Annotated in this window: 22 protein-coding genes; 5 read left to right on the forward strand and 17 right to left on the reverse strand. The window is 49.8% G+C overall.

Annotation, left to right across the window (positions count from 1 at the left end; genetic code table 11):
- Nucleotides 1–60: 60 nt before the first annotated feature.
- Nucleotides 61–822, reverse strand: a complete 762-nt coding sequence (rpsB, locus tag ACYVUU_RS06745) for a 30S ribosomal protein S2 (protein ID WP_270447754.1) — start codon at nt 820–822, stop codon at nt 61–63.
- Nucleotides 823–985: 163 nt separating this feature from the next.
- A complete protein-coding gene (locus tag ACYVUU_RS06750) occupies nt 986–1,996 on the reverse strand; it encodes a GIY-YIG nuclease family protein (RefSeq protein WP_484500411.1) in 1,011 nt (336 codons plus the stop codon).
- 70 nt (nt 1,997–2,066) lie between these two features.
- Between ACYVUU_RS06750 and ACYVUU_RS06755 the strand changes: the two genes are divergently transcribed.
- Entirely contained in the window at nt 2,067–2,681 is a 615-nt protein-coding gene (locus ACYVUU_RS06755; protein ID WP_439776224.1) for a lysophospholipid acyltransferase family protein, read from the forward strand.
- 81 nt (nt 2,682–2,762) lie between these two features.
- Here the strand turns inward: ACYVUU_RS06755 and ACYVUU_RS06760 are convergent, their stop codons facing one another.
- From ACYVUU_RS06760 to ACYVUU_RS06770, 3 genes are read right to left on the reverse strand one after another with little or no spacing between them, the layout of a single operon-like run.
- Nucleotides 2,763–3,749, reverse strand: a complete 987-nt coding sequence (locus ACYVUU_RS06760) for an aspartate-semialdehyde dehydrogenase (RefSeq protein WP_484500412.1) — start codon at nt 3,747–3,749, stop codon at nt 2,763–2,765.
- Entirely contained in the window at nt 3,750–5,090 is a 1,341-nt protein-coding gene (locus ACYVUU_RS06765) for an aspartate kinase (protein ID WP_484500413.1), read from the reverse strand.
- Nucleotides 5,083–6,231, reverse strand: coding sequence for a homoserine dehydrogenase (locus ACYVUU_RS06770; RefSeq protein ID WP_484500414.1), 1,149 nt, complete (start codon nt 6,229–6,231; stop codon nt 5,083–5,085). Before ACYVUU_RS06770 ends, ACYVUU_RS06765 begins: the two co-directional genes overlap by 8 nt.
- Before the next feature lie 139 nt (nt 6,232–6,370).
- On the opposite strand from ACYVUU_RS06770, the gene ACYVUU_RS06775 reads away from it, so the two are divergent.
- A complete protein-coding gene (locus ACYVUU_RS06775; RefSeq protein WP_439776228.1) occupies nt 6,371–6,805 on the forward strand; it encodes an ACT domain-containing protein in 435 nt (144 codons plus the stop codon).
- Between the two features lie 57 nt (nt 6,806–6,862).
- On the opposite strand, the gene ACYVUU_RS06780 is transcribed toward ACYVUU_RS06775, so the two are convergent.
- From ACYVUU_RS06780 to ACYVUU_RS06795, 4 genes are all read right to left on the reverse strand, one after another.
- The gene (locus tag ACYVUU_RS06780) at nt 6,863–8,653 is read right to left on the reverse strand and encodes an ABC transporter ATP-binding protein (RefSeq protein WP_484500415.1); all 1,791 of its coding nucleotides are present in this window, start codon (nt 8,651–8,653) and stop codon (nt 6,863–6,865) included.
- The gene (locus ACYVUU_RS06785; protein ID WP_439776230.1) at nt 8,646–10,406 is read right to left on the reverse strand and encodes an ABC transporter ATP-binding protein; all 1,761 of its coding nucleotides are present in this window, start codon (nt 10,404–10,406) and stop codon (nt 8,646–8,648) included. Before ACYVUU_RS06785 ends, ACYVUU_RS06780 begins: the two co-directional genes overlap by 8 nt.
- 128 nt (nt 10,407–10,534) lie before the next feature.
- Nucleotides 10,535–10,759, reverse strand: a complete 225-nt coding sequence (locus ACYVUU_RS06790) for a YneF family protein (RefSeq protein ID WP_296226826.1) — start codon at nt 10,757–10,759, stop codon at nt 10,535–10,537.
- Between the two features lie 112 nt (nt 10,760–10,871).
- Nucleotides 10,872–11,108 carry a DUF896 domain-containing protein gene (locus ACYVUU_RS06795; protein ID WP_484500416.1) on the reverse strand — a complete coding sequence of 79 codons (237 nt, stop codon included), beginning with the start codon at nt 11,106–11,108 and terminating at the stop codon, nt 10,872–10,874.
- A gap of 152 nt (nt 11,109–11,260) precedes the next feature.
- Here ACYVUU_RS06795 and lexA point away from each other — a divergent pair, with 152 nt between their 5' ends.
- Entirely contained in the window at nt 11,261–11,881 is a 621-nt protein-coding gene (lexA, locus tag ACYVUU_RS06800) for a transcriptional repressor LexA (protein ID WP_439776232.1), read from the forward strand.
- Between the two features lie 69 nt (nt 11,882–11,950).
- On the opposite strand, the gene tnpA is transcribed toward lexA, so the two are convergent.
- Nucleotides 11,951–12,412, reverse strand: coding sequence for an IS200/IS605 family transposase (gene tnpA, locus ACYVUU_RS06805; RefSeq protein ID WP_484500896.1), 462 nt, complete (start codon nt 12,410–12,412; stop codon nt 11,951–11,953).
- 66 nt (nt 12,413–12,478) lie between these two features.
- Between tnpA and ACYVUU_RS06810 the strand changes: the two genes are divergently transcribed.
- Together ACYVUU_RS06810 and ACYVUU_RS06815 are read left to right on the forward strand one after the other, a co-directional pair.
- The gene (locus ACYVUU_RS06810; protein WP_484500417.1) at nt 12,479–13,891 is read left to right on the forward strand and encodes an RNA-guided endonuclease InsQ/TnpB family protein; all 1,413 of its coding nucleotides are present in this window, start codon (nt 12,479–12,481) and stop codon (nt 13,889–13,891) included.
- 427 nt (nt 13,892–14,318) lie between these two features.
- Nucleotides 14,319–15,167: a GRP family sugar transporter gene (locus ACYVUU_RS06815; protein WP_439776233.1), complete on the forward strand. Its 849-nt coding sequence runs from the start codon at nt 14,319–14,321 to the stop codon at nt 15,165–15,167.
- 86 nt (nt 15,168–15,253) lie between these two features.
- Here the strand turns inward: ACYVUU_RS06815 and ACYVUU_RS06820 are convergent, their stop codons facing one another.
- From ACYVUU_RS06820 to rplS, 7 genes are all read right to left on the reverse strand, one after another.
- Nucleotides 15,254–16,114: a transporter substrate-binding domain-containing protein gene (locus ACYVUU_RS06820; protein WP_484500897.1), complete on the reverse strand. Its 861-nt coding sequence runs from the start codon at nt 16,112–16,114 to the stop codon at nt 15,254–15,256.
- A 195-nt stretch (nt 16,115–16,309) separates the two neighbouring features.
- Entirely contained in the window at nt 16,310–16,843 is a 534-nt protein-coding gene (locus ACYVUU_RS06825; protein WP_484500418.1) for a hypothetical protein, read from the reverse strand.
- A 56-nt stretch (nt 16,844–16,899) separates the two neighbouring features.
- Nucleotides 16,900–19,134 (reverse strand): DEAD/DEAH box helicase, encoded by a 2,235-nt coding sequence (locus ACYVUU_RS06830; RefSeq protein WP_484500419.1) that lies wholly within the window; start codon nt 19,132–19,134, stop codon nt 16,900–16,902.
- A gap of 23 nt (nt 19,135–19,157) precedes the next feature.
- Complete coding sequence (locus tag ACYVUU_RS06835) at nt 19,158–20,480, reverse strand: ATP-binding protein (RefSeq protein WP_439776237.1); 1,323 nt, start codon at nt 20,478–20,480, stop codon at nt 19,158–19,160.
- Nucleotides 20,480–22,375: a TerB N-terminal domain-containing protein gene (locus ACYVUU_RS06840; RefSeq protein ID WP_484500420.1), complete on the reverse strand. Its 1,896-nt coding sequence runs from the start codon at nt 22,373–22,375 to the stop codon at nt 20,480–20,482. Before ACYVUU_RS06840 ends, ACYVUU_RS06835 begins: the two co-directional genes overlap by 1 nt.
- A gap of 153 nt (nt 22,376–22,528) precedes the next feature.
- Nucleotides 22,529–24,379 (reverse strand): bifunctional metallophosphatase/5'-nucleotidase, encoded by a 1,851-nt coding sequence (locus ACYVUU_RS06845; protein ID WP_484500421.1) that lies wholly within the window; start codon nt 24,377–24,379, stop codon nt 22,529–22,531.
- Nucleotides 24,380–24,645: 266 nt separating this feature from the next.
- Nucleotides 24,646–24,993, reverse strand: a complete 348-nt coding sequence (gene rplS / locus ACYVUU_RS06850; RefSeq protein ID WP_003612033.1) for a 50S ribosomal protein L19 — start codon at nt 24,991–24,993, stop codon at nt 24,646–24,648.
- Nucleotides 24,994–25,057: the final 64 nt, after the last annotated feature.

A 25,057-nucleotide genomic window follows, 5' to 3' on the forward strand; every position in this document is an offset into this window, starting at 1 on the left:
AAAAAAGTCCTCCAGGTCAAACTAAATAACAGAATTCTTCTAAAGATAGTTTACGACAAATTATTCAGCATCGTCTACTTCTTCAGCAGAGTTTTCTTCAGCACTTTCAGACAATTCCTTTTCAACGTCGGCGTTATCTGCACCTTGCTTGCCTTCGATTACAGCGTCAGCCATAGCACCGGCAATCAAGCGGATAGCACGGATAGCGTCGTCGTTTGAAGGGATGATTACGTCGATCGGAGTTGGGTCAGTGTTGGTGTCAACCATGGCTACAACTGGGATGCCAAGCTTGTTGGCTTCGTGAACGGCGATCTTTTCCTTCTTAGGGTCAACGACGAACATTACGTCAGGAATCCGTGGCATGTCTTCGATACCGCCCAGGAACTTTTGCAGCTTGTCCATTTCCTTGGTCAGCAAAGCAACTTCCTTCTTTGGCAGTACGTCGAAGGTGCCGTCTTCAGCCATCTTCTTCAAGTCCTTCAGACGCTTAACCCGGCTTTGGATAGTAGTCCAGTTGGTCAAAGTACCACCCAACCAACGTTGGTTGACGTAGTATTGGCCTGCGCGGGTAGCTTCTTCAGCGATTGCTTCTTGAGCTTGCTTCTTGGTACCAACGAACAGGAAAACACCGTCGTCTTGAGCAACTGCCTTAACGTAGTTGTAGGCGTCGTCAAGCATCTTGATGGTCTTTTGCAAGTCGATGATGTAGATCCCGTTTCTTTGAGTGAAGATGTATGGCTTCATCTTCGGGTCCCATCTTCTGGTTTGGTGACCAAAGTGTACACCAGCTTCAAGCAATTGCTTCATAGATACAACTGACATAAATAAATTCCTCCTAGGTTATTTCCTCTCAAGCGTTCATTTCAGCATTCAACCGTTTGTCTTTAGGCACCTGAATGCCGATCGCTCTTGATGTGTTTTCTAGCGTGCAATCGCACGCTTGTCTATCATACTCGATTTTCCCTTTAAACGCAAGCTTTTCCGCCTAAAAATTAACCCCCTGCTCTTTGAGGAATTTTTCCTTCCAGGCCCGGTCATGGTGCTTGAACCAATATTCCCGCTGCATTGCTTTTGACTTGTCGGCGTACTCTTCATGATAGATCATTTCAACCGGCCGCCTGCTCTTGGTATATTTGGCCCCTTTGCCGGAATTATGAGCCTGTAGCCTTTTGTTTAAATCGTTGGTGTAGCCGCCGTAAAAGCTGCCATCGCTGCACAGGAGAACATAAAAGTAATGCTTTTCCTCCGGCAATTTGGCCTCTAAAATCTTCTTAATTGCCGGAGTGTTGCTCCCATCAGCTTCATGGACTTCGATCGCATCGCGCAAAACCAGCCCGTCGCCCTTCCCGCTTCTGACTGCCTCGACAATGACTAAATTAGCGTCTTGCCCTCTTCTGGAGACAAAGGGCTGGACAGTCTTGACGACTAAGTCATGTTTAAAGCCGTAATTGATGATCTCACCCAAGCGTTCCGGCCGGTGAACCATGAACATCTTCCCCTTCATTTTCAACAGGCCTGCTGAGACGGCGATAATTTCCTCCAAGTTGATCTCCAGTTCATGGCGGGCAATAGCTTTAGACCGGTCCGGGTTCAGCTTGTGACCGGCTGGAGCCTTGAAATATGGCGGGTTGACCACGACGACGTCATAGCTGTCTTTTCGCAAAAAGCTCCCCGCGTCTTTGACATTTCCCTGGTGAACCGTGATCCGGTCCTGCATGTTGTTTAATTCAACCGACCGCCTGGCCTTGGAAACGATGTCCTCTTGCAGTTCAACATCGTCGTAATGGGCCTTGTTAAAAGCGGCCATGTAGAGGCTGGCTGCCGCGTTGCCGCTGCAGAGTTCAACGACCTTGGACCGGTTTTTGATGGCTTCTTTGGCCCAGTAAGCCAGAAGCAGGGTATCCAGGGAGAAGGCAAAAGACTGCCCGTCCTGGATAATTTTCAGCTGCTCGCCCAGCATGTAATCGATGCGTTCGTTTTCCTTAAGTTCAATCATGTAATTCTGAAGCCCGTCCCTTATTCTTAGATGTGTTATAATTTATTCTACATCATTTGGAGGTTCTTTTATGCTTTATCGTATTTTCAGACCGATTGTCCGCTTCATCGTCTGGGTCTTAAACGGCCACCTGCATGTCCACCACAAGGAAAGACTGCCGGAAGGCACCTACATCCTGGTTGCCCCGCACCGAAACTGGTGGGAGCCGATTCTGTTTGCCCTGGCCGCCAGCCCCACGGAATTCATGTTCATGACCAAGCAGGAGCTTTTTAAAAATCCTGTCCTCCGCTGGATCTTAAACAATGCCCACGCCTTCCCGGTCAACCGTGAGCACCCGGGTCCTTCTGTCATCAAGATCCCGGTCAAGGGCTTAAAGTCAGAAGGCCTGTCTTTGATCATGTTTCCTTCCGGCACCCGGCACTCAGCCTCCCTTAAATCCGGTGCCCTGGTTATCGCCAGAATGTCCGGCCGGCCCCTGGTCCCGGCTGTCTACCAAGGTCCGCTTACTTTTAAAGGGGTATTAAAAAGAAAAGGCATGGAAATCAATTTCGGCGACCCGATCGTTATCGACCGCAAGACCAAATTGACCCCTGAAACTGAAGCTGCCTACAACCAGCAGCTGGAAGAAGCCTGGCAAAAGATCGACCAGGAACTGGACCCGAATTTCCACTATGAAGCCAAATAATTAATTATGACAAAAGAACAAGAAAAGGATTGAGCTGGAGTGCTCAATCCTTTTTCTTTATGCTTTTTCTACTGCTGCTACTTACTTGTTATTTTCCAGGTATTCCATGATCTGGACGGCGTTGGTTGCCGCGCCCTTCCGGATCTGGTCGCCGGTGCACCAGAGAGTAAGGCCGTTAGGGTTGGTCAAGTCCCGGCGCAGGCGGCCAACTTGCACGATGTCCTTGTCGGAGTTTTCCAGCGGAGTCGGGGTGTGGTCGGTAACCAGGAGGTCTCCGTCAAAAGCCGCGATAGCTTTTTCAGCATCTGCAACTGAGACTGGCTCTTCAGTAACGACCGTCACGGCAATTGAGTGGGACCGGTAGACCGGAACCCGGACGCAGGTGCAGGTAACCAGGAGCTCTGGCAAGTGCAGGATCTTTCTTCCTTCATTCTGCATCTTCATTTCTTCAGTCGTATAGCCGTTTTCCAAAGGACTGCCAATATCGGCGATGACATTGAAGGCAATTTGGGCCGGGAAGACCTTGGCTTCCACGCTCTCGCCCTTGGTCAAAGCCGTTACTTCATCCTTAAGTTCGCTGATCCCGCCCATGCCGGCGCCGGAAACGGCCTGGTAGGTGCAGGCGTTGATGGTCTTGATCGGGGACAACTTGGCAATTGGCGCCAGAGCCATCAAGGTGATGGCGGTTGAACAGTTTGGATTGGCGATGACGCCGCGGTGCTCTAAAGCATCTGGGCCATTGATTTCAGGCACTACCAAAGGCACGTCATCTTCTTGCCGAAAGGCTGAGCTGTTGTCGATGTAGACTGCCCCGCTCTTTTCAACCAAGGGCCGGTATTCCTTGGACAGACTGTTGGAAACTGCCCCCAAAACGTAGTCAAGCCCGTTTAGTCTTTCCTGGCTGACCACTTCCAAGGTCAATTCCTGGCCAGCAAAGGACAGCTTTTTGCCCTTAGAGCGCTCGGAAGCAAAAACGCGCAGCTCTTCAACCGGCAGCTTTCTTTCTTCAATGCATTCCAGCATCTGCCGGCCAACGGCCCCTGTAGCACCTAAAATACCAATCTTCATTTATCGTTCCACTCTTTCTTCACTAATAAACTGCTGATAAATCGCCTTGATTGCCGGAACCAGGTCCTGGTTGTTAACCCCGATGACGATGCTTTGTTCATCGCAGGCCTGGTTGATGGTGCGGATGTTGATCTGCTGGTCACCCAGTGTTGACAAAATCTTGCCCGACATCCCCGGCATCTGCCTCATGGCCCGGCCAACCACGGCCAACATGGCCTGCTGGCTTTCGACTTGGATGTCGTCAAGGCGCAGTTCCTGCTTTAATTCCGCCACGATTTCATAAAGGTAGCGCTCGATCTTCTTGGTCTGGACCACGATTGAAAAAGTATCGACCGTAACCGGGACGCTTTCAATCGAGATCTGGAATTTTTCAAAAACGGCCAGAACCTTGCGCAAAAAGCCCGCCTCGGCTGAAACATGCGACTTGACCATGGTGATGACCGTAAAGTTCTGCTTGCCCGTAATCCCTGTGATGACATGAGGCAGCTCTTGCGCATCAAGTTCGCTGCAGTCATTCATGATCATGGTGCCGGGATTTTCCGGGTAGTTGGTGTTGCGGACATTGATCGGGATGTTTTTCTGCCGAACAGGGAAAACCGCGTCGTCATGCAGGACATTGGCCCCCATATAGCTCATCTGCCGCAATTCAGAGTAGGTAATCCGCGGAATCTGGACAGGGTCTTTAATAATGCGCGGGTCCGCCACGTAAAAGCCGGAAACGTCGGTCCAGTTTTCATAGACGTCAACGTCAAAGGCATTAGCCACGATTGACCCGGTAATATCTGACCCGCCCCGGCTCATGACCTTGATGACCCCATTTGGCAAAGAACCGTAAAAACCTGGGATCACCACCCGCCGGCCCGGGTCAACCTGGGCCTTTAGCAGTTCTTGGCACTTTTTTAGGTCGATTGATCCGTCATAATGGAAACGGATCACCCGGCTGGCATCAACGAAGTCCGCGTCCAGGTATTCAGCCAGGCAAAGGCCGGTCAAGTACTCGCCCCGGGAAACCAGGTAGTCCAGGTTCAAGTTCTGAGCCATATTCTGCCGGATCTTGGCAAATTCTCTGCCCAGGTCAATTTTGAGGCCCAGGCTGCGCTTGATTTCCATGTACTTGTCCACGATGGTCTGGAAAATCGACTCATAGCTGACGTCATAGGTAATGTGGGCGGCGCAGAGGTAGAGGAGGTCGGTAACCTTGTGGTCCTCCTTTCCGCTCTTGCCGCAGGCGCTGGTCACCACGTACTTGCGGTCCGGGTCAGCCAGAATAATCTGCTTGACCTTTTTAAATTGTTCGCTGTTAGCGACTGAAGAGCCGCCAAATTTTACTGCTTTACTCATCTGCCACTCCCGCCAAAAAGGCTGCCGGGTCTCCGCTTTCTTTGACCAGGCGAGACAAGGCCGTCAAGGTCATTTTTTTCGTCAAAAGCGCCTTTTCATTGATTCTTTCAGCCGCTACATCCTGGAAAAAGCCAGCCCGGTCAGTCCGCAGGTAAAAAGTCTGCTCTTCTTCATCAAGCAGCTGGGCCGGCTGACTGCTTTGCACGATTTCCTTTTTCCCTTCAGCCAGATCCAAGAGGTCCTGGACAGCCGCGTGGGCGGTCGGCAAGGATCCAGCCCCCTGACCAACAAAAGTTGCCGGGCCCAGGCTGGCGGAATCAGTTTCTAAGGCATTGAAGTTAAGGCCCACTCCAGCCAAAAGACTGGTCTTTTTCAGCATGACCGGCAAAACCTGCAAGGACAGCTTCTCTCCTGCTTGCCTGCCCCGGCCCAGCAATTTGATGGTCCGGCCGTTTGCCTTAGCCCAGGCGAAGTCTTCCTTGGTCAAATGCCGGATCCCCCATTGCTCAACCTGGCCTGGATCGGCAATCTTGCCAAAAGCGGTCAAGGCTGACAGGCAGACCTTGTAACAAACATCCCCGCCGTCGATGTCGTCGCTGGGGTCTTTTTCCGCGTAGCCCAGGTCCTGGGCGTCTTTTAAGCAGGTGGCAAAGTCCAGGTCCTTTTCTTCCATTTGGGAAAGGATGTAGTTGCTGGTCCCGTTAAAAATTCCCTGGAAGGCCGTGACCGGCTCCAGACGCTGAATCCGCTTGATGTTAGCAATCCAAGGAATCCCGCCGCCAACGCTGGCCTCATAGGCCAAAACCAGGCCTTTTTGCCTGGCTAAGGCAAAGAGTTCACCCGCGAAAACCGCCAGCATCTTCTTATTGGCCGTCACCACGTGCTTGCCCGCTTCCAAGGCCCGTTTAACATAGCTGTGGGCCGGCTCAAGGCCTCCGATACACTCGCAGACCACTGAAATTTCCGGGTCATCCACGATTTCCTCAAAGTCCGTCGTGTGCTGGTCATCTAAGATCTGCTCATCCCGGTGCACCAGGATCTTCTTAATTTTCACATTCTGCAAAAGCGGACTTTCCGCCTCTTCAACCAGCTTGACAATACCGCCGCCAACCACTCCGCGGCCTAAGATCGCAATTTGCATACCCGCCTCCGTTGTTTCTAATACAGGGACACTTGTTTTTGAATTAAAAACATAGTATCATTATCCGCAAGGCCTGACAAGGGGAAAGTCACTTATTATTAAACAAAAATTAAAGCAATATGTCAAAGGAGGATTGGCCATGGCCGACTATTTTTACGTACATAAAAAGATCCTGCCCGACTATCTGGAAAAGGTCCTAGCGGCCAGGGAAATGCTGGACAGCCGGGAGGCAGCCACCGTTACCGAGGCAACTGAACGCGTCGGCATCTCCCGCAACACTTATTACCGCTATAAAGACTATGTTTTCAGAGCTAAAGACCCTTCCCGGGGCCAGCAGGCGGTCTTATCCCTGCTCTTAGCCGACCAGCCCGGGGCCCTGTCCGCGGTTTTGACCTGCGTGACTGACCACCAGGCCTCGGTCTTGACCATTTCCCAGGCCATTCCTTTGGCCAGTCACGCCAGCGTTTTAATGTCCTTGGACTTGGCCGGCCTTGAGGGCGACCTTAATACCCTTTTGGGCGATTTGAAAAAACTCCCTTTCGTCAAAAATCTCCAGCTTGCCGGATTAGAATAAAAGAGCGCGTCCACTGGGCGCGCTCTTATTTTGCTTTTAGCTTAATTTAATTCAATTTTACTTTTCCCGGTTTTGCTGGAGGGTGTAAAGGTCATAGTAGTAGCCCTTCTGTGCCAGCAATTCCTCATGCTTGCCATGTTCGACGATTCTCCCCTTGTCCAGAACAATGATCTGGTCAGCGTCAGCAATCGTCGACAGGCGGTGAGCAATAGCCAGGGTGGTCCTGCCCTGGCGCAGCTTTTTAAGGCCCATTTGAATCAAGCTTTCTGTCTCCGTGTCCACGTTGGCGGTAGCTTCATCCAAAATCAAAATCTTGGGATTGGTTACCAGGGTCCGGGCAAAGGAAATCAGTTGTCTTTCCCCGCTGGAGAATTCCGACCCTCCTTCGATGACCTTGGCCTGGTATTTCCCGGGCAATTTTTCGATAAAGCGGTCAGCCTGGACGGTTTTGGCCGCTTCTTCGATCTGCTCATCCGTGATCTTGTCATTATACAAGCGGATGTTAGAAGCCACGTCCCCGTAGAACATGAAGGGTTCCTGCAGAACCAGTCCTATTTTTTGCCGCAGTTCCGCCTTGGAAAAGTCCCGGATGTCGGTTCCGTCCAAAAGGATCTGGCCATCGTGGAACTCGTAAAACCGCATCATCACATTGATGATCGAGCTCTTGCCTGACCCAGTATGGCCAACAATCCCCAAAGTCTCACCTGGATTTAGGGTGAAGGAAACGTCATGAAGAACATCGTGCTTTCCGTCATAAGAAAACGACACGTGCTTGAACTCGATTTTCCCTTCTGTAATCTTAGCGTCCGCCTTTTCCTTTTGCTCAGGTTCGTACTCTTCCTGGTCCAAAATCTTGAAGATCCGCTTGCCGGCCACGATCCCGTCGGTGAAGAAAGTTAAAGAATTCATCATGTCTGACAAGGGGTTAAAAAAGTTCTGCACGTAGTTGGCAAAAGCATAGATCATCCCGGCCGGGACAAAAGTTGCCCGGAGGGGATAGCCGAACCAAACCAAAACGCAGGTCAAGGCTAAAGAATAGAGCAGGGTCGTAAATGGCGACAAGAGCAAGCCATTGGTTCTGATCAGCTTGAAGCGGGTCTGCATCTGCTGGCTGTTGATTTTTTCAAAGTCTTCATCAACCCGCTTTTCCTGGCGGAACTGCTGAATTACGTTTATGCCGGCAATGCTTTCTTCCAGCTTGGTGTTGATCAAGGAGTTGCGGGCCCGGTATTCGTGATAGGTCTTGGAGTTGACCCGGTTGTAAAGCCAGATTGCCCCAACGATAAGTGGAATAAAGGCCGTCACGATTGCCGCGGCCACCGGATCAGCCATATACATGGCAATCAAGGCAGTTACCATGGACACGATCCCTAACAAAAAGGCAGAGAAAACCTGCATAAAGTTGCCCAAGGTCATCGTGTCGTTGGTTACCCGGGATAAAATCGACCCGGCAGGAGTCTGGTCAAAATACCGCATCCCCAGGGTATGGATTTTTGCGTAAAGGACCCGGCGGACCTTTTCCAAGGCCTTTTCTCCGGCTAAGGCATAAAGATATTCATAGGTAAACTGGAAGCCCGCCTTAAATACCACGCCAATGCCGTAAATCAAAGCAACATAATAGACCGTGCTGAAATCAACCTGGCCGCTTTTTAGATAATGGTCCATGTAATACTGCAGCCAGGTCGGCAGGAGCATATTGATAGCGGAAACAGCCACCATCCCTAAGACGGCAGTCAATAATTCCGCCTTGTAAAGCCAGACAAAAGTCCAGAGCCGCTTTAAAATCTGCCCCTGCTCTTTGGTTGAAATCGGCTGCTGCCAGACTGATTGGAAGTCTTCATTATTCATCGTCATCTTCACCTACTTTCTGGGCCAGTTCCTGCCGCTGCCACATGCGGGCATACCAGCCGCCCTTGGCCAGCAATTCTTCATGCGTTCCTCTTTCTGCCACCTGTCCGTCTTGCATAACGAGGATCAAGTCGGCATCCATCACACTGCTTAAGCGGTGGGCAGCGATGACGGTAATTTTCTTCTCCCGCTCTTGGCGGAGCTTAGTCAGAATTGCCTTCTCCGTTTTAGCATCAACAGCTGACAAGGCATCGTCCAAGATCAAGATTTCGCTGTCATGGAGAAGTGCTCTTGCAATTGACATCCGCTGCTTTTGCCCGCCGGACAGGGAAACCCCGTTTTCCCCGATCATGGTCTGGTAGCCATCCGGGAAGGCCAAGATATCGTCGTGAAGGGCGCTCTTTTTTGCTGCTGCTTCAACCTCTTCCTGGCTGGCATCCGGCTTGGCAAAGGCAATATTGTCCCTTACCGACATGGAGAACAGGAAGTTGTTTTGCGGAACATAGGAAATCTCCTTCAAGTAGACGTCCAGGGGGATCTGTCGGATGTCGTGGCCGGCAAAAGTAATCCGGCCCTTGTAGTTGTCAAATTCCCGCATCAAGAGCTGGATAATGGTCGTCTTGCCTGACCCGACCCGGCCTACCAGGCCGATCGTCTGCCCGTTTTTCAGGTCAAAGTCAACGGCTCCTAAGGCATTCTTGTCTGGTTCATCCGGGTAGGCAAAACTGGTCACGTGGTAGCGCAAGTCCCCGGTCAGCTTCTGCTCCTTGTCCATAGAATCAGAGTCCACGATCAAAGATTTTTCATTGAGCAGGGTCATGATCCGGTCGTAGCTGGCACTCCCCCGCTCAAGAACGTTAAACAGGTAGCCGATGGCAAACATTGGCCAGACCATGGACCCGATGTAAGAAACAAAGGAAATCAGCTGACCCAGGCTGATCGTCTTGCTGAGAACCAGCCGGCCCCCGTAAATAATGGTGATAATGTAGGTGATGCCGATGATCACGGTAATCATCGGGTCATAAAGTGAGTCGATCCGGAAGACCTTTTTATTGATGTCAACCGTTTCATAGGTCATCTTGTTAAAAGCTTCAGCGTCCTCTTTTCCCTGGCCAAAAGTCTTCAAGACCTTAATCCCGGACAAGGATTCCTGGGTCTTATTGTTCAAGCGTGAAAATGCCGCCTGCGAATCCATATATGCATCGTGCAGGCGATCGCCCAAGTAGCGGGCACAGAAGGCCAAAAGCGGCAAAGGCAGCATGGCAGCCAGGGTCAAGCGCCAGTCTACCAGGATCATCATGGCCAGCAAGGTGGTCCCCCCGGTAAAAATCGAGTCGATCAAGGTCAAGATTCCGTCACCGGCCACGTTCTGGACGGCTTGGACGTCATTGGTCGCCCGGGCCATCAAGTCCCCGGTCCGGTAGCGCTGAAAGAAGGTCCGGTCCATCTGCAGAAAATGCCAAAAGAGCCGGCCCCGCAATTCCTTTTCCAAAATTGCCGCCCCGCCGTAAATCTGCTTGCGCCAGAAATAGCGGCAAACGTACAGGGCCAAAGCCGCCAGCAAAATTGCCAAAACAAATCCAAAAAACTGCTGCCAGCTGATTTTTCCCGTGTCCAGCTGATCAGCCATCATGCCCAGGATCCGCGGCGGAACCAAGTTGGCTGCCGAGGTCAAGATGAGAGCCGTGATCCCCAGGGCATAACGCTTGCGGTGGGCTTTAAAGAACCAGCCCAGCTTGCTGAAAGTATCCATTTTTTCCTCCCTCTTTTCTTTGCTTCTTCTTTTTATCCTAATTCTATCATTTTCACCTTTTTTTCTAATTCCCCTAGCCCGCAAAAAAAGAGCGCCCGGATTCCCCTAGCGCTCTTTGCCTCTTAAACCTAGTTCTTGGCTGACTGGTGCTTGATCATGTTCATCACTTGGTTGACCTTCTTGGCTGAAGGCTTCTGGCCCATTTGTGACATCATGGTTTCAACCATTTCCCGGGTAATTGGGGGATTCTTCTTAAAGTAGTTCTTCATGTAAGTCCGGGCACCGTAAAAGCCGGCAACCGCACCCAGAAGAGCTGCCAAAATAATCAAGAAAATCGCCAAACCTAAATTCATTATCGCTAAACCTCCATTGGTCTTAATTTGTTATCCGCCTCAGCGGATAGTATTCGTTAGTCACACAAATACTATCTTACAAAACTTCAGACCATTTTTAAAGAAAAAATTCCTATCTGAGGCCCTTTTCCTTCTGAATCTGCTTGGCTTTCTTTGGGGTGACGTCCTTGCCTTTGTCATCGACGATCACCAGACTGTCCAGCTGCTGCCTAAAGCCCGCCCGGAAATTAGCGATAAACTTCTTGTGCAGTTCTTTGCGTTCGGCTTCTTCTGCTTCCGTCAAGCCGCTTTCCTGCTTCTTCTTGTACAATTCATTGATTCTTTGTCTTACTTGATCTGATTCTGCCATAAACATAGCCACCTTTCTCGTGATATGAATAGTGTACTCGCTTTGTAAAAATAAAAAAAGTTTTAAGCCTAGAACGCCTGTTTGCAAACTCTCCGAATATTTGCTAAAATAAATAATAACCGACAATAAGATTTTTGACGAAGGTAAAAAATATGGCAACTCATGACTCGAAACAATTAGAAATTCTGCAATACATCTATGATACCGTTGAAAACCGCGGCTTCCCGCCGACGGTCCGGGAAATCTGCGCTGCTGTTGGCCTGTCCTCAACCTCCACCGTCCACGGCCACTTGACCAGACTGGAGCGCAAGGGATACCTCATCAAGGACGCCACCAAGCCCCGGGCTTTGGAAATCACCCATGCCGGCCTTGACGCCTTGGGTATCAAGCCTAAAGACATCCCTGTGATCGGCGTTGTTACCGCCGGCCAGCCGATTCTGGCTGTCCAGGACGTGGAAGACTACTTCCCGCTTCCGCCGAACTTGGCCAGTGATGCTGGTGAGCTTTTCATGCTCCGGGTGCACGGCACTTCAATGATCAATGCCGGTATCTTGAACGGTGACTACGTCATCGTCCGCAAGCAGACCACGGCCCAAAACGGGGAAATCGTGGTCGCCATGACTGATGACGGTGAAGCAACAGTCAAGCGCTTCTACAAAGAAGACCTCCACTACCGCTTGCAGCCGGAAAATGATGCCATGGATCCAATTATCTTGGACCATGTGCAGATTTTAGGCAAGGTTGTTGGCCTTTACAGAACAAATATTGATTAAAAAGCGTGTGCAAACTCGTGTCTTTAGACATGAGTCAAGCACGCAAAAGCGCCCCATTGGGGCGCTTTTTTAGTTCCTACTTTTTCTTTTTCTTTCCATTTCGCCATATTTGCCATTCTGCTGCTTTTTCATGGCCGCTGTGTATTGAGAAGCGATGTAATTTTTAACGACTTCTTTGCTCATATCACCTAAGGTGCTCATAAAATAGCTCGGTGACCAGAGATGGCCACCCCACAGCATCTGCTTAGTTTCCGGGTGAAGCTCAAACCATTTCCGGGCTGTCCAGCCTTTCAGCCCTTTAACTATGTCTACAGGCCTCTGTTTTGGCGAAAAAGAGATGAGCATATGAACGTGATCGGGCATTACTTCCATTTGCTGGATCTCGATCTCCGACATATCCGCTCTTTTTTGGAGCAGCTCTTTCATTTCTTTAACCTTTTCTGGACTGTCAAAGACTTCTTTACGATATTTGGTTACGAAAACCAGATGGAAATTGAAGTTATAAACGCAGCCTCTCGCATGAACAATCATCATTCATGCCACCTTTCTCTATGTTATAATTATAGCATAGAGAAGAAGGAAAGAAGGTGTGCATACGTGTCTAAAGAGAAAAAGTATGGATTTACCAGACAGTACCATGTACTGCTGACTGACAAGCAAAAAGTTCAGCATGAAAAGGCATTGGAAACCCAGAATGCTTTGTTTCAGTACGCTTTAAAGTATCTCTTTAAGACTTATGGCGTTAAGCATATCGGACGGCCTATGCCATTTAGCCAGAAGCCAATTCAGTACGTCCTCAATAAGATAAAAGCTGATTTTATCAAGGATAGGTATGACTTAGTCCGCTGGAATAAGTCTGTGCTGTTTTTATCATCACATTCAGCTGATGAATTTCTCAAGACCGTCTACACCAACTTCTCGCAGTATCGCAAGCGCTTGGTGAAAACAGACAAGAGCATGGACGAAAAAGCTCGCTACAACTTCAAAATGAACGTCACTAAAGACAAGCACGGCAAGCACAAAAACCAGCTCCACAAGTCTTGGTATCGTAAGGGGTCGATCAACTTTTTGAAAGACGGCGCAAGCTTTAGAACCATCACTTCGCAAAAGCTTTCAGAAGATTCTAAAGGCGGCATCAGAATTGAGAACAAGCATACAGACAACCACACCTTCTTAACAGTAGCTGATTTCGGCACTGTGGAAGTCATTGAAGATTTGTCGGAATTAAACTTAAAAACTATTGCACTGACAAAGATAAAGAAGCTTCCAGATGGTACTTACAGACTGCAGCTGGCCTTTTCACTGCCCCGCAAGAAGCAGGAATCAAAAATTATCAGAGGCTTTGACTGGAACATGGCCAATAATGAGGCTTTTTGCTCATCAGATGGCAAGCGGATCAAGGTGTCAAACACTGCAATCAAGCTAGCTGACGAGTATGAGCAGAAGATCAATAAGATCAAGTCAGAGCGGGATCAAGAAGAAAACATTCATGGAAACAGCAAACGCTATAGAAAGCTGCACCGTAAGCAGCAAAAGCTGAATGCAAAGCGCTCTAACCTGCTTACCAACGAATACCGTCATCTGGTGCACGAAGTAGCCGATGACTGCGACACAATCGTCGTTGAGAAATTGGATGCCTACGAGATGCGTAAGCGTGGAAAAGACTCTGCACTAAGCAAGGGCATTAATCGCAGACTGGCTGTTCTCAAGCCTTATGAGCTGATGACCGTTTTAGAGTCGCTTGTAAAGAAGCAAAACAAGACGCTTATTAAAGTGGATTCGTTTTGGACAAGCAAGTCGTGTCATGAGTGTGGGTACATCAATGAGGATCTTAAAGTTGGTCAGAAAGAATGGCAGTGTCCAAGCTGCAAAAAGATGATAGACAGAGACCTGAATGCGGCAAGAAACATATTAGATTGGGGGATTCATCCGGAGCATCACGCAAAGCTAAAGAAAGCAAACGAAGAAGAAAAAAAGCTTAGTCCTTCATCACTAGTGACAGAAGTCTAAGCTTAAAGCACTAAAAACAGCCAGGGCGAAACGGAACAATCGTCCTTAGCACTAGACGGTATCTGCCTGCGTAATCTTCTGAGCGAGTCAAAACGAAGACGAGACGGTACCGGGCTATGCCTAAGCGCTCTAAGTATTTCTTGGAGTCAGCTATCTTACGTGCAATGTGCTGGGTGGCCCCCAGATTCCTACGACTTTAGTCGTGGGAGGTTCAATAATTCATTATTGCCGGTAAGTGACCAATATTGACTGCTATTGACTAATATTTTTTGAAAAAGATGCTTTGTTTTATGCAAATCATCTTTTTCTTTTAACCGCTTTCTGAAAACGGTTGACATTTTCATAGTGTTTTCTATTGCTATTTTCCTAAAACTCCGTTAACCTAGTAACTATTCGACAAATTATTAGTTAAAGGGGTTTTCAATTAATGAATATCATCATTGCTTTACTGCCAGCCATTGGCTGGGGGGTCATGCCATGGATCGTCAACAAGGTTCCGAACAGCAAGCCGGCCAACCAAATCTTCGGCGTCGGCATGGGTGCCACTATCGTTGGCATTATCGTGACTTTAATTCAGCATCCGGCCATGTCCATGCCGGTCTTCTTCCTGTCACTACTGTCCGGTGCTCTATGGACCATCGGCCAAATCGGCCAGTTCATTTCCTTTACCCGGATTGGGGTCAGCAAGACCATGCCGATCTCAACTGGCCTGCAGCTGGTCGGCAACACCATCATCGGGGCTTTGATCTTCGGTGAATGGAAGACCAGCAACGACTTCATCTTCGGGATCATCGCCCTGGCCATTATCATGGTCGGCGTTGTCTTGACCGCCTACACGGAAAAAGGCGACGACTTCAGCCAGAAGACTACCAACAAGGATATTCTCTTCCTGGTCTTGACCACGGTCGGCTACCTGGCCTACTCCGCCTTCCCTAAGACTATCACGGCTGATGCTGAATCAATGTTCCTGCCGCAAACCCTGGGGATCCTGCTGGGTTCAGTGCTCTACCTGGCCTTCAGCGGCAACAAGGCTGCCTTCAAGGAAAAGGCCAGCTACCTTGACCTCTTCGCCGGGATCAGCTTCGGTATTGCCGCTTACGCCTACATCATCTCCGCGCAAGTCAATGGGGTGACTAACGCCTTTATCTACGGGCAGCTGAGCGTCATCATCTCCACTATCGGCGGGATGACCTTGCTAGGTGAACGCAAGCAAGGCAAAGAACTGGTCGCTACGCTTGCAGGCCTCTGCCTCATCGTTGTCGGCGCCATTCTTTAAGACTAAAAATATAAAATTTTACGTGCTAGCAAAAAAGCTAGGAGCTGACGCTCCTAGCTTTTTGCTTTCTGTCTTGTTCTGATTCTTTATTGAATCTTGACCTTCTGGCTTTCTGCCTGCTTGACGTCAAAGCCGGAGACCTTGCCAAACCACTTCTTGACCAGCTGGTCATATTTACCGCTGGCCCGCAGCTTCTTCAAGGCCTTATTAATGGCCTGGCGCATTTCGGTTTGCCCTTTTTCAACCCCGATACCATAAGGCTCCTCAGCCAAACTGGCCTTGGTCAAGGTGAATTCCGGCGTGTCAGCAATCAAGCCGGCCAAAATCCCGTTGTCGTCGATCATGACATCCCCTTGCCCTGCCTTTAAGGCATTGAAGGCTGAACCATAATCGTCAAACTGCTTGACGCTGGCCTTTGGTGCCAGCTTGGCCACCTGGTTGGCCACGTCGGTCCCCTTGATGGCAATAACTACGACACCCTTTTTGTTAAGGTCAGCAATCGTTCTGATCTTGCTGGACTTCTTGACGATCATCGATTCGTTGGCGTTAAAGTAAACGTCTGAGAAGTCAATCACCTTCATCCGCTCCTTGGTGATGGTCATAGTTGAGATGACGGCATCAAGGGAGCCGTTGTGCAAAAGCGTAATCCGGGTCTTTTCCGTGATCGGCCGGAAGACAGCCTTGCCTTTAGGCCCTAAGATCTGCTTAGTGATGGCCGTTGCCAGATCGATTTCAAAACCTTCGATCTTGCCGGTTTTGATGTTGGTCAGCCCGAACAGCTTCGTGTCCGGCCGAACCCCCCAGGTAATCTGCTTGGACTGCTTGGCCCGGGCATAGCTGCTTTCCTGCTGGCTGGAACAAGCAGTCAGGCTGGTCGCCAGCAAAAGCAGCAGGCTCAAAGCCAAGGCCTGGATGATTCTCTTAATTGTTTGCGGCTGTCTCTTCATGTTTTTCATCTTTCTATCATATAGGATCTATTTAACATTATACCCGATAATCAAGAAAGTTTCTTTTATTTATATTAAAAGTCTATTTTTCTTATTTTATTAAGTTAGACCCAGTGAAAAGCTTGAAAAATTATGATTTCAGAAAAGTAAAGCCTTTTCCTTGAGTTTTTGTCCTCGAAAAAATTTAAATTAAAATCAACCGTAGTCGACATTTTTCATGGCTGACCATTGCTTGCCCAAGCTTTTGCCAGCAATTTCAAAGGCTAAGAGCTGGTCCAGGTCAGCAAATTTTTTTACCTTCACCTGCCCGCCTTTTTCCAAGCGCCAGGTCAGCTGCCGGTAAACCTTCCGCTCACTGGACTGGCCCAGACTGTATTGGCGGCCCTCCAGAGAAAACTGAATGTCGCAGCCGTCTTTTATTGCCTGGACAAACTCCTCCAAGCTCTCAAATTGCACGCTCCAAACGGCCACCTCGCTCATCGCAGGCCAGCAGGCGGCTAAAGATTGCCCCCCAATCTCACAGGCCAGAAATTCCTCTGTATTGGCAAAAAACTGCTGCTCTTCTGGCAAATCGCAGTTGATCAAGGTTTTGCTTTCTGGAGTCAAAGGATTGCCGTCATCAACTAAAAGCCACTGCTGGCCGTTTAACTTAAAATGTATCTCATCGCTGTCATCAGCGGCTGTTTCTAATTCTTGAAAACTGGAAATCGGACGCTTGCTTACTGACATAAATTTCCTTTCTAAAAAATCGAGATTTGATTATTAGAAATTATTGTACAACTTTTTCAGTCCTTTTGTCTCGTAATCTCTCCAATTGCCCGCCGCATTTCAGCCAAATCCAGGACGCTATAGGCAAATTCTTTTCTGACCAGGTCATCTGGCAGGTATTCGTCATACTTGTCAAAAACCGGCACTTCCTTGGGATAAAGCAGGTCTAAAGGGTCAAAGTCTTTAGCAGCTTCTTCAGCCAGAATCTGGTAAAAGTCTCCTTCACTGACATCCATGCTGAACTGGATGTAGTAGGGCCGGACTGAGTCAAAATTCTTCAGCCCTAAGCGGCTTGCGCATTTAAGGCGCAAGAAGCGCTCCAAAGCCAGGAAGGCATAAGAACCCGTCCAAGGAAACAGGCAGTATGTTTTAGCTCCCAAATTGACCAGCTGCTTACCTGGCAGGCCGGCCGCTTGCGCCATTGCCCTGGTTTCGCTCAAACGGGCAGCCGCGTTTTTCATCAAGTAAGGATACTGACGCTCCTCTGCTAGAATCTTCCTCATCTGCTGGAGGACTTTGGGATGGATGTCGCCCGCTACATCCCCAAAGTAAGCCGGAATCCGGCCCTTGACCTGGTGGACATAGACCTGCCGGCGGCGGCGGTCGATTTCTTCAACCACCCAGACATGGCCGGCAATGGCGATTTTTTCCCCCAAGGGCGGCGGCTTGACGATCGTCCCAAGTTCTTCAGACTCAGCGTGAACGCTGTATTCCTCATTTTCTTGGAAAACGGCGTAAAACTTGAAATTGTTGGTGACCCGCTCGCCGGCCAGGCCAACGATCAAACCGCCATTTTCCGTCAGCTGGATCTGGTCGGTCTTGATCAGATGGCGGAGCAAAACTTTATAGTCATCCTGGCTGACCCAGCGGAAGTAGGACAGGGTCAAGACACGGGAGGCCAGTTCTGCCGGGCTCATCTCCCCGCCGGCCATCAAAGTGCTCATGGTCTGGTGGTAAAGGAGGCTGTAAGGCAATTGGTGGTCTCTTGGCGGTTCGACCCAGCGCTCTTGTAAATACAGCTCAACCAAGGCAATCCCCTGCAGAAGTGACCAGGGAATCAAGACCGGCAGCATGGCCCGGCTTTCGGCCTGCTCTTCGCGCATGACAAACCACATTTCTGCCGGGTTGCCCCGCCGGCCGGTCCGCCCCATCCGTTGCAAAAAGCCGGAAACCGTAAAGGGCGCTTCAATTTGAAAGGCCCGCTCCAGCTGGCCGACGTCAATGCCCAGTTCAAGCGTAGCCGTTGCGCAGGTCGTAACGTTGGCGTCTTCATCCTTCATGATGGCCTCCGCCCCTTGCCTGAGAGCAGCGGACAGGTTGCCATGGTGGATCATGAAGCGGTCTGGTTCGTGCTTATATTCGCAATACTGCCGCAAAACTTGACAGACAGCTTCACATTCTTCCCGGCTGTTGGTAAAGACCAGGCACTTTTTGCCCCGAGTATGGTCAAAAATATAGGCCAGACCCGGATCAGCTAATTCTGGTGCCTGGTCACTGGCCTTAGCCAAAACAGCTTGGGCCGGCAGGGCAGAATGCTCGCCTGCCTGCTCACCGCTCTTATAAAAGTGCTCCATTGACAAGCGCCAGCGTTGGGGCTGGCTTTTAACCTTAGGGATCCTGGTCTTATGGCCCGATCCTGCCCCTAAAAACTGTCCAGCCGCCCCTGGATCCCCGATAGTAGCTGACAGGCCAATCCTGCGCGGCTTAACGGCCGCCAGCCGGTTTAGGCGCTCTAAGAGGCAAAAGGTCTGCCCGCCCCGGTCACTTCTTAAAAAGGAATGCAGCTCGTCGATGACGACATAGCGCAGGTCGCCAAATAAGCGCGGAATATCCGCGTGCTTGTTGATCATGAGGCTCTCTAAAGACTCCGGCGTTATCTGCAGGACTCCCTGGGGCCTTTTGAACATTTTCCGCTTTTGAGAAGCCGAAACATCCCCATGATAGCGCCAAACCGGGACGTCACTGCCTTCGCAGATGTCTTTTAACCGGTCATACTGGTCATTGATCAAGGCCTTTAAAGGGGCGATATAGAGGCAGGCAATGGAGTCAGCCGGATTTTCCGCCAAATCTGTCAAGATGGGAAAAAAGGCTGCTTCGGTTTTCCCGGAAGCAGTCGAAGCCGACAAAAGCAGATTGTCATCCGTATCAAAAATCACCTGGGCCGCTGCCGTCTGCAGGGGCCGCAAGGTCTCCCAGCCCCGGGAATAAATATAGTCCTGGATGAAGGGAGCATAGCGGGAAAAAGTATCCATAAACAAACTTCCCTTAGCACATCTTAAATCGTAAATTCAGCAAAATCGCTGGTCTTTTCATCTGAGACGGCGTCTGGCTCAGTATAGGCAAAATCTCCGTCTGTTAAAAGACTCTGCACGGTCTGGCCAGGATTCTGCAAGACAATGTCCAGCAGCTCAATAAAGTCCCGGATAATTTCTCTTGGGGTGATCATGCTGCTCGTGCCGACTCTGCCATACTCAATCTTGATGAAGTCAGCCAGATCCTTTTCGCTGATCGTCCGTTCATAGCCGTAAAGACTGGCATGCATGTCAGCCAGCTTTTCAGTTAAAACCAGCATTTCCTCAGCGGTCAAGGGCTCCAGGCGGATAACTGGGGCATACAAGTCCCGCTGCCCTTCTTTGGCAAACTTGCCTTCAGCCAGACGGGACCTAAGTGCTTCATAAGAGTAAACACCCCGCCGCCGGTCTTCGATCGCTTGCGGCGTGGCCCCCATAATAATGCCCAGGTACTTGGCCTTGCCCTGCATGGCATCATTATACATGCTAAGCAGCTTTTCATAGTTGTACTGGCGAGAGATGGCGTTGGGAATCTTGTAGAGGTTGACTAATTCATCGACCATGATGAACATGCCGCTGTAGCCAGCCTGGCGGAAGAAGACGGCAAAAAGCTTCAAGTACTCGTACCAGTCTTCGTCAGAAATAATAATGTTGACGCCCAGGTCCTGCTTGGCCTCGGTTTTCAGCCGGTATTCCCCTCTGAACCATTTAACTACCTTGCCCTTGGTCTCTTCGTCACCAGCCAGGTAAGCATGGTAGTAGCGCTCTAAAAGCTGGGCGAAGTCATAGCCATGCACCATTTCACTCAAAGAAGAAATCTGGCTGACGATCTTCTGGTCAACAGCGGTCTGAAAGCCGGGGTCATCAAAAGAAATTTCGCTGGCTACTGCCGTTTGGACATTGTTGATCCAGCGGTCCAAAACTAAAGTTAAGGCCCCGCCTTCCGGCCGGGTTTTAGTTGCCAGGTTCTGGATCAGTTCCCGGTAGGTAGCTAAACCTTGCCCCTTGCTGCCCTGCAGGCGGCGTTCCGGGGACAGGTCAGCGTCTAAGACGATGAAATTCCTGTCCATCACATAATTGCGGATGGTCTGCAGCAAAAAGCTCTTGCCCGACCCGTACCGGCCCACGACGAAGCGGAAGGAAGCCCCGCCTTCTTTGACTAAGTCGACGTCATGTAAAAGGGCCGCGATTTCCGCCTTCCGGCCCACTGTAATATAGGGCAGGCCGATCCGAGGCACTACCCCGCCTTTAAGTGAACTGATAACTGTTTGGGCAATCCGCTTGGGAATCCGTTTCTTTTGCTCCACTATTTCTCCTCAATTCCTAATAAGTCAGCGAGGTCGCTTCGGTAATCCTCCACGATTTCCGCCTTTTGGCCATCGCAGTCGATTACGGCATCGCCGATTTCGTCAAAAATCTTTTCATTAATTTGGTCCACGACTACGCTTAAAAGCAGGTGCTGCTGGCGCAAAAAGTCCTGGTAGGGCTGATCATTATATATGGCCAGCAAGAGCTTTTGCTCAGTGTCGTTTAAGCCCAGGTCGATGGCAGCCATTTCATCGATGTCCTTTGTCAGCTTTTCTTCTGCAGCAGAAGAATCAGTTACTTGCTTACTTATCTCAGCTTCTTCCGCCTCCAGCTGCCGCTCTTCCTCAGTCAGCAGGCTTTCCTTGGTTTCAGCGGCATCGGCCCGGATCTGGTCCAAGCTGGCCAGGTTGATTTTAACCTTTGGCCGGGTTCTTTCAGCCAGAATTTCCTGGTAGTCGGCAATTCCTTGCACGATTGCCTGTTTAAAAGCCGGGGGCAGGTCTTTTTCTTTTAGGGCCCGCCCCTGTTTAAAAGCCTGCCGGCTTAAGCGGTCAAATTCATGCATGAAATTGGCCAAAAGCTGCCTCTGCCGGCTGGAAGGCCAGTAGACTTCATTACTCCACTGCCCGCCTTGGCAGCGGTAGACCAGGCCAGGGCCTAAAACAAGCTCAGCCTCTTTTACCGGATCAAGGCTGAAGAAGACCGTGTCAGCAAACATTTCTACCGGAAAAGTGGTCTTTTCTCCCACCAAAAGCTTGAGCAGCTGGTAAGGGTTCAAGCGGACCTGTTGCCAAACCTGGGCTAAAAGTTCATAAAACTTCTCCGGCTCTTTTTTCAGCAAGGGATTGTTCTTGGGCAAATATGAAGACAAGCAGCAGATGGCTTGGTAGAGTTCCTGCCCGCTTGCTTCAGCAGACAGGAGATTATGATAAACTTCCCCCCGCATCAGCTCGTCTTCAAAGGCTGGCCGGACTTCATCAAGCGGAAAATCATAATAGACCAGGTAATTCTGCAGGATGTGTTTCTGCTGCCAACTGGTGGAAATATCTTTTTGTTCCGCGCACTTGGCAAAAAGCAGGCGCAGCTGGCGCAGACCGTCGGCTTTATCCTTAACCCCAATCTGGCTGACCAATTCACTGGCCAGAAGGTAAATATAGGCGCTAGAAGCAGTCTTGTACTTGCCCTGCCGGAATTTGGTCCGCCAGGAAAAATAGGACCGCAACTGGTCAACATTCAGATCATGGTAGACTGGCCGCTGCTTGTTAATTGGGACCATTTTACCAAAGTCATCTTCATAATTGGCCATCAGCATCCCTTGCCGGTAAAAATTGCTCTCCCGCCGGGGAACGGCCAGATAATCGTAACTTTCCTGCATCTGCTTGATCCCTTCCGGAACCACGGGCTTGCCCTTCTCAGCCAGCAGACGGTCAAAGTCGCTGTCTTTGAAAAAGGCTGGCCGCTGCTTTCTCTTTGGGATCACTTCTTCTTGGAAGTCTTCTCCCTCTTCGTCTAGCAGGTAGATTTCATGCTCCTGGCTCTTTTCTTCTACATTACTTTTCACCGCTTCCAGCGGCCGGGAACTCTGGTAGGCAGAATCCAGGGTCTTGTAAAAGAAGCGGTCGTTTAAAGCAGGATTTGCTAAATCAACGCTGATCCAGGCCAGATCCTGCATAAAGATGGCCGGTCCAAAAGCCGGCTGGGCAGCCAAAAACTTAGCCAATGACCCGCATTTCAGTTCAACCGTTTCGCGGCCGTCCTTCTTAAGAAGCAGGGCGAAGCTTTCGTTTGCTCCTGGGACCGTGACCGCGGCCAGGGTTTGCCCAGCCAGGTCGACATAGCTGGCCTCAATTCCATATTTGCTTTGAATGTAGTCGGCTACTTCCGCCAAGCGCATGCCTGCCCCTCCTTGCTGTTTTTATCATAATTATAGCACGATTTTTCGAACGTTAGTTCCAAAACGCGCAAAAATAAAATCTTCCCGAGAGGGAAGATTTCAAGTTAGCAAAAATTAATTGTCGCCTGTTTGCAAGCTATTTACGGCCTATTTCTATTTTTCCAAAGCAGCTGCCTGGTCAGCAGAAATTTCTACCTTCCGGTTCAAAGCCGGGCTTGCAATCTGCTTACCACTAGCCGTCTGCTGCTTGAGGTAGCTGATGAAGGTTTCCGTGTCCGTTCCCGTCAAGATACCAACCTTCTTGCCAGCAGTAAATTGGCTGAAGTGGTCGCCGCCGCCAGCGATAAATTCGTTAGCTACGACCCGGTAATTATTAGTCAAAGAGAGTTCAGTCTTCTCGCCTTCGCCAACATAAACCTTAACGATCTTGACCTTGCCAGCCGCGTCCTTGGTGTAGACATAGTGCAGACCGCTGATCAAGAGGTAGTAGTGGCCATCCAGCTGGTATTGTTGGTTAAGGGCGGCCAAGATCTGCTTGCCAGTCATGGTCAAAACCTGCAGGCTGTTGCCAAAAGGCTGAACAGCCATAGCTGCACCATAAGTAATTGACTTGTCGCTGCCCACAACCAGGCCAGACCGGACCCCGCCGCCGTTAGTCATGGCAAAGTCGGCCTTGAAACCTTGCCGGTTGGCTTCAGACAATTGCGCGTCAACAACTAAGTCACCAACCGCGTTTTCATTTGAAGCATTGTTGTTTTCCCGGCCAGTGATCGTTTCCGCCTTTTGGGCAGTAGCAATCTTTTGCTTGGTGATGGCTGAAACCCGCTTGTCAGCGTCAGCCACAATCTTGGCAACCGTCTTGTTGTCCTTAGTCTTCGGGTCATCAGCAGCTGACAGGACTGGGTAGACATGGGAAACCAGGCTGCCCTTGACGAAGTCCTTAGTCTTTGGACTGATGTAGCCGATTGAGTCAGTGTAGGCCTGGCCATACTTCAAAGCTTGAACCAGCCGGGTCTTGCCGACCTTGGCGTTGGCATACTGGTGGGAGTGGCCGGCGATCATCAAGTCGACGGTGTTTTTCGGATCGATCTTGTTTAGCTTCTCTAAGATCTTCACGCTGTCGCCGCTGGTAGTCAGCTTACCCTTACTATCTGCTGCCGTTTCAACCCCCTTGTGGGCCAAAACAACGATTGCTTTAACGCCTTTCTTGCGCAGAACCTTTTCATACTTGGCAATGGTCTTGGCTTCATCCAGGTATTTGAAGGCAGAGTAGTTTTTCTTGGTCGTCAAAGTTGGCATTTCCGTGGTCAAAACCCCGATAAAGCCGACCTTGGCCTTCTTCTTGCCTGCCTTGACCGTCTTGACCGTGTAAGGCTTCCAGCCATATGGTGCCTTGCCGGTGGACTTTCTAACAACGTTAGCCACAATAATCTTTAAGCCCGATTTTTGGTGGGGGTAGGCCATTTCAGCAGAATTGTACTTCTTAACTGGCTTTTTGCCTAAAAGAATCCGGTTGAATTCGCCCAAGCCTTCATCGAATTCATGGTTGCCCAAGGTTCCGATGGTAAACTTCATGGCCTTTAAGGCATGCATGGTTGATTCATCTTGCAAAAGTGAGGAATTGGCCGGGGATGCCCCCACCATGTCCCCAGACTCGACTCTGAAGGTCGTCCCTTGCTTGTTTTTCTGCTTAAAATCCTTCTGGGCTTGATTCAAGTAAGCAGCCAGGCGGGCAACCGTACCGGCATTGCTGTAGCTCTTTTGCCCCAGAGTTGCCGTACCAGTCGTTGACAGGTTGCCGTGCAGGTCATTGATGCTCAAAAACTGCACTGGAATGTCCTTGCTGTACTTCTTGGAATTCTTCCAGTCCTTGCTTTGAGCAGGCTTGCTGGCAGTGTCAGCCTTGCTGGTAACTTTCAATTTGCTGGCGCTAGCCTGGCCCGGCGCTAAAACTGCCGCGGCCAAAAGCAGGGCAGCAAGTTCTTTTTTGATGGATCTAGCCATGTTTTCCTCCGTGAATTACTCAATATTAAACAACAGCATGCTGCTAGTATAGCGCAAAAAAGAGTTGGCTAACAGGAAAAGTTCGGCTACCAAAGGCAAACAATTGCTTTTTTCAAATATATTAAGCAATGTTCTCGGTAAAACACGGATTATTTTTAAGGCAAAAACTATAATTAGTCAGAAAAAATCACTTTGTTTTTTCTCATTTTTTGCAAAAATAAAACTGCCTTGCAAAATGCAAAGCAGTTTCAGATTCGTTGTCAGAATTAACGACGACGTTCTGCGATACGAGCAGCCTTACCGCTACGAGTCCGCAGGTAGTAAAGCTTAGCACGACGTACGCGGCCGTGACGGGTAACTTCAACCTTGGCAACACGTGGAGTGTTAACTGGGAAAGTCCGTTCAACGCCAACGCCGGAAGCGATCTTACGAACAGTGTAAGTAGCACCGATGCCAGTACCCTTCTTCTTGATTACGACACCTTCGAAGATCTGGATACGTTCGTGAGTACCTTCAACAACACGTACGTGAACACGAACAGTGTCCCCGGCACGGAATTCAGGCATGTCGTCACGAAGTTGTTCTTTAGTCAATTCTTGAATTAATGGATCCATTATTGTTTCTCCTTCTACGGCATTCATCAACCTCTCTGGGCCAGCGGAACACCCCTAATCTTTA

The organism is Lactobacillus sp. WILCCON 0058 (assembly GCF_057198005.1).

Bases quoted from the DNA above. Each gene is read 5' to 3' on its own strand.
- rpsB (WP_270447754.1), bottom strand. From the start codon at position 822: ATGTCAGTTGTATCTATGAAGCAATTGCTTGAAGCTGGTGTACACTTT.
- ACYVUU_RS06750 (WP_484500411.1), bottom strand. From the start codon at position 1,996: ATGATTGAACTTAAGGAAAACGAACGCATCGATTACATGCTGGGCGAG.
- ACYVUU_RS06755 (WP_439776224.1), top strand. From the start codon at position 2,067: ATGCTTTATCGTATTTTCAGACCGATTGTCCGCTTCATCGTCTGGGTC.
- ACYVUU_RS06760 (WP_484500412.1), bottom strand. From the start codon at position 3,749: ATGAAGATTGGTATTTTAGGTGCTACAGGGGCCGTTGGCCGGCAGATG.
- ACYVUU_RS06765 (WP_484500413.1), bottom strand. From the start codon at position 5,090: ATGAGTAAAGCAGTAAAATTTGGCGGCTCTTCAGTCGCTAACAGCGAA.
- ACYVUU_RS06770 (WP_484500414.1), bottom strand. From the start codon at position 6,231: ATGCAAATTGCGATCTTAGGCCGCGGAGTGGTTGGCGGCGGTATTGTC.
- ACYVUU_RS06775 (WP_439776228.1), top strand. From the start codon at position 6,371: ATGGCCGACTATTTTTACGTACATAAAAAGATCCTGCCCGACTATCTG.
- ACYVUU_RS06780 (WP_484500415.1), bottom strand. From the start codon at position 8,653: ATGAATAATGAAGACTTCCAATCAGTCTGGCAGCAGCCGATTTCAACC.
- ACYVUU_RS06785 (WP_439776230.1), bottom strand. From the start codon at position 10,406: ATGGATACTTTCAGCAAGCTGGGCTGGTTCTTTAAAGCCCACCGCAAG.
- ACYVUU_RS06790 (WP_296226826.1), bottom strand. From the start codon at position 10,759: ATGAATTTAGGTTTGGCGATTTTCTTGATTATTTTGGCAGCTCTTCTG.
- ACYVUU_RS06795 (WP_484500416.1), bottom strand. From the start codon at position 11,108: ATGGCAGAATCAGATCAAGTAAGACAAAGAATCAATGAATTGTACAAG.
- lexA (WP_439776232.1), top strand. From the start codon at position 11,261: ATGGCAACTCATGACTCGAAACAATTAGAAATTCTGCAATACATCTAT.
- tnpA (WP_484500896.1), bottom strand. From the start codon at position 12,412: ATGATTGTTCATGCGAGAGGCTGCGTTTATAACTTCAATTTCCATCTG.
- ACYVUU_RS06815 (WP_439776233.1), top strand. From the start codon at position 14,319: ATGAATATCATCATTGCTTTACTGCCAGCCATTGGCTGGGGGGTCATG.
- ACYVUU_RS06820 (WP_484500897.1), bottom strand. From the start codon at position 16,114: ATGAAGAGACAGCCGCAAACAATTAAGAGAATCATCCAGGCCTTGGCT.
- ACYVUU_RS06825 (WP_484500418.1), bottom strand. From the start codon at position 16,843: ATGTCAGTAAGCAAGCGTCCGATTTCCAGTTTTCAAGAATTAGAAACA.
- ACYVUU_RS06830 (WP_484500419.1), bottom strand. From the start codon at position 19,134: ATGGATACTTTTTCCCGCTATGCTCCCTTCATCCAGGACTATATTTAT.
- ACYVUU_RS06840 (WP_484500420.1), bottom strand. From the start codon at position 22,375: ATGCGCTTGGCGGAAGTAGCCGACTACATTCAAAGCAAATATGGAATT.
- ACYVUU_RS06845 (WP_484500421.1), bottom strand. From the start codon at position 24,379: ATGGCTAGATCCATCAAAAAAGAACTTGCTGCCCTGCTTTTGGCCGCG.
- rplS (WP_003612033.1), bottom strand. From the start codon at position 24,993: ATGGATCCATTAATTCAAGAATTGACTAAAGAACAACTTCGTGACGAC.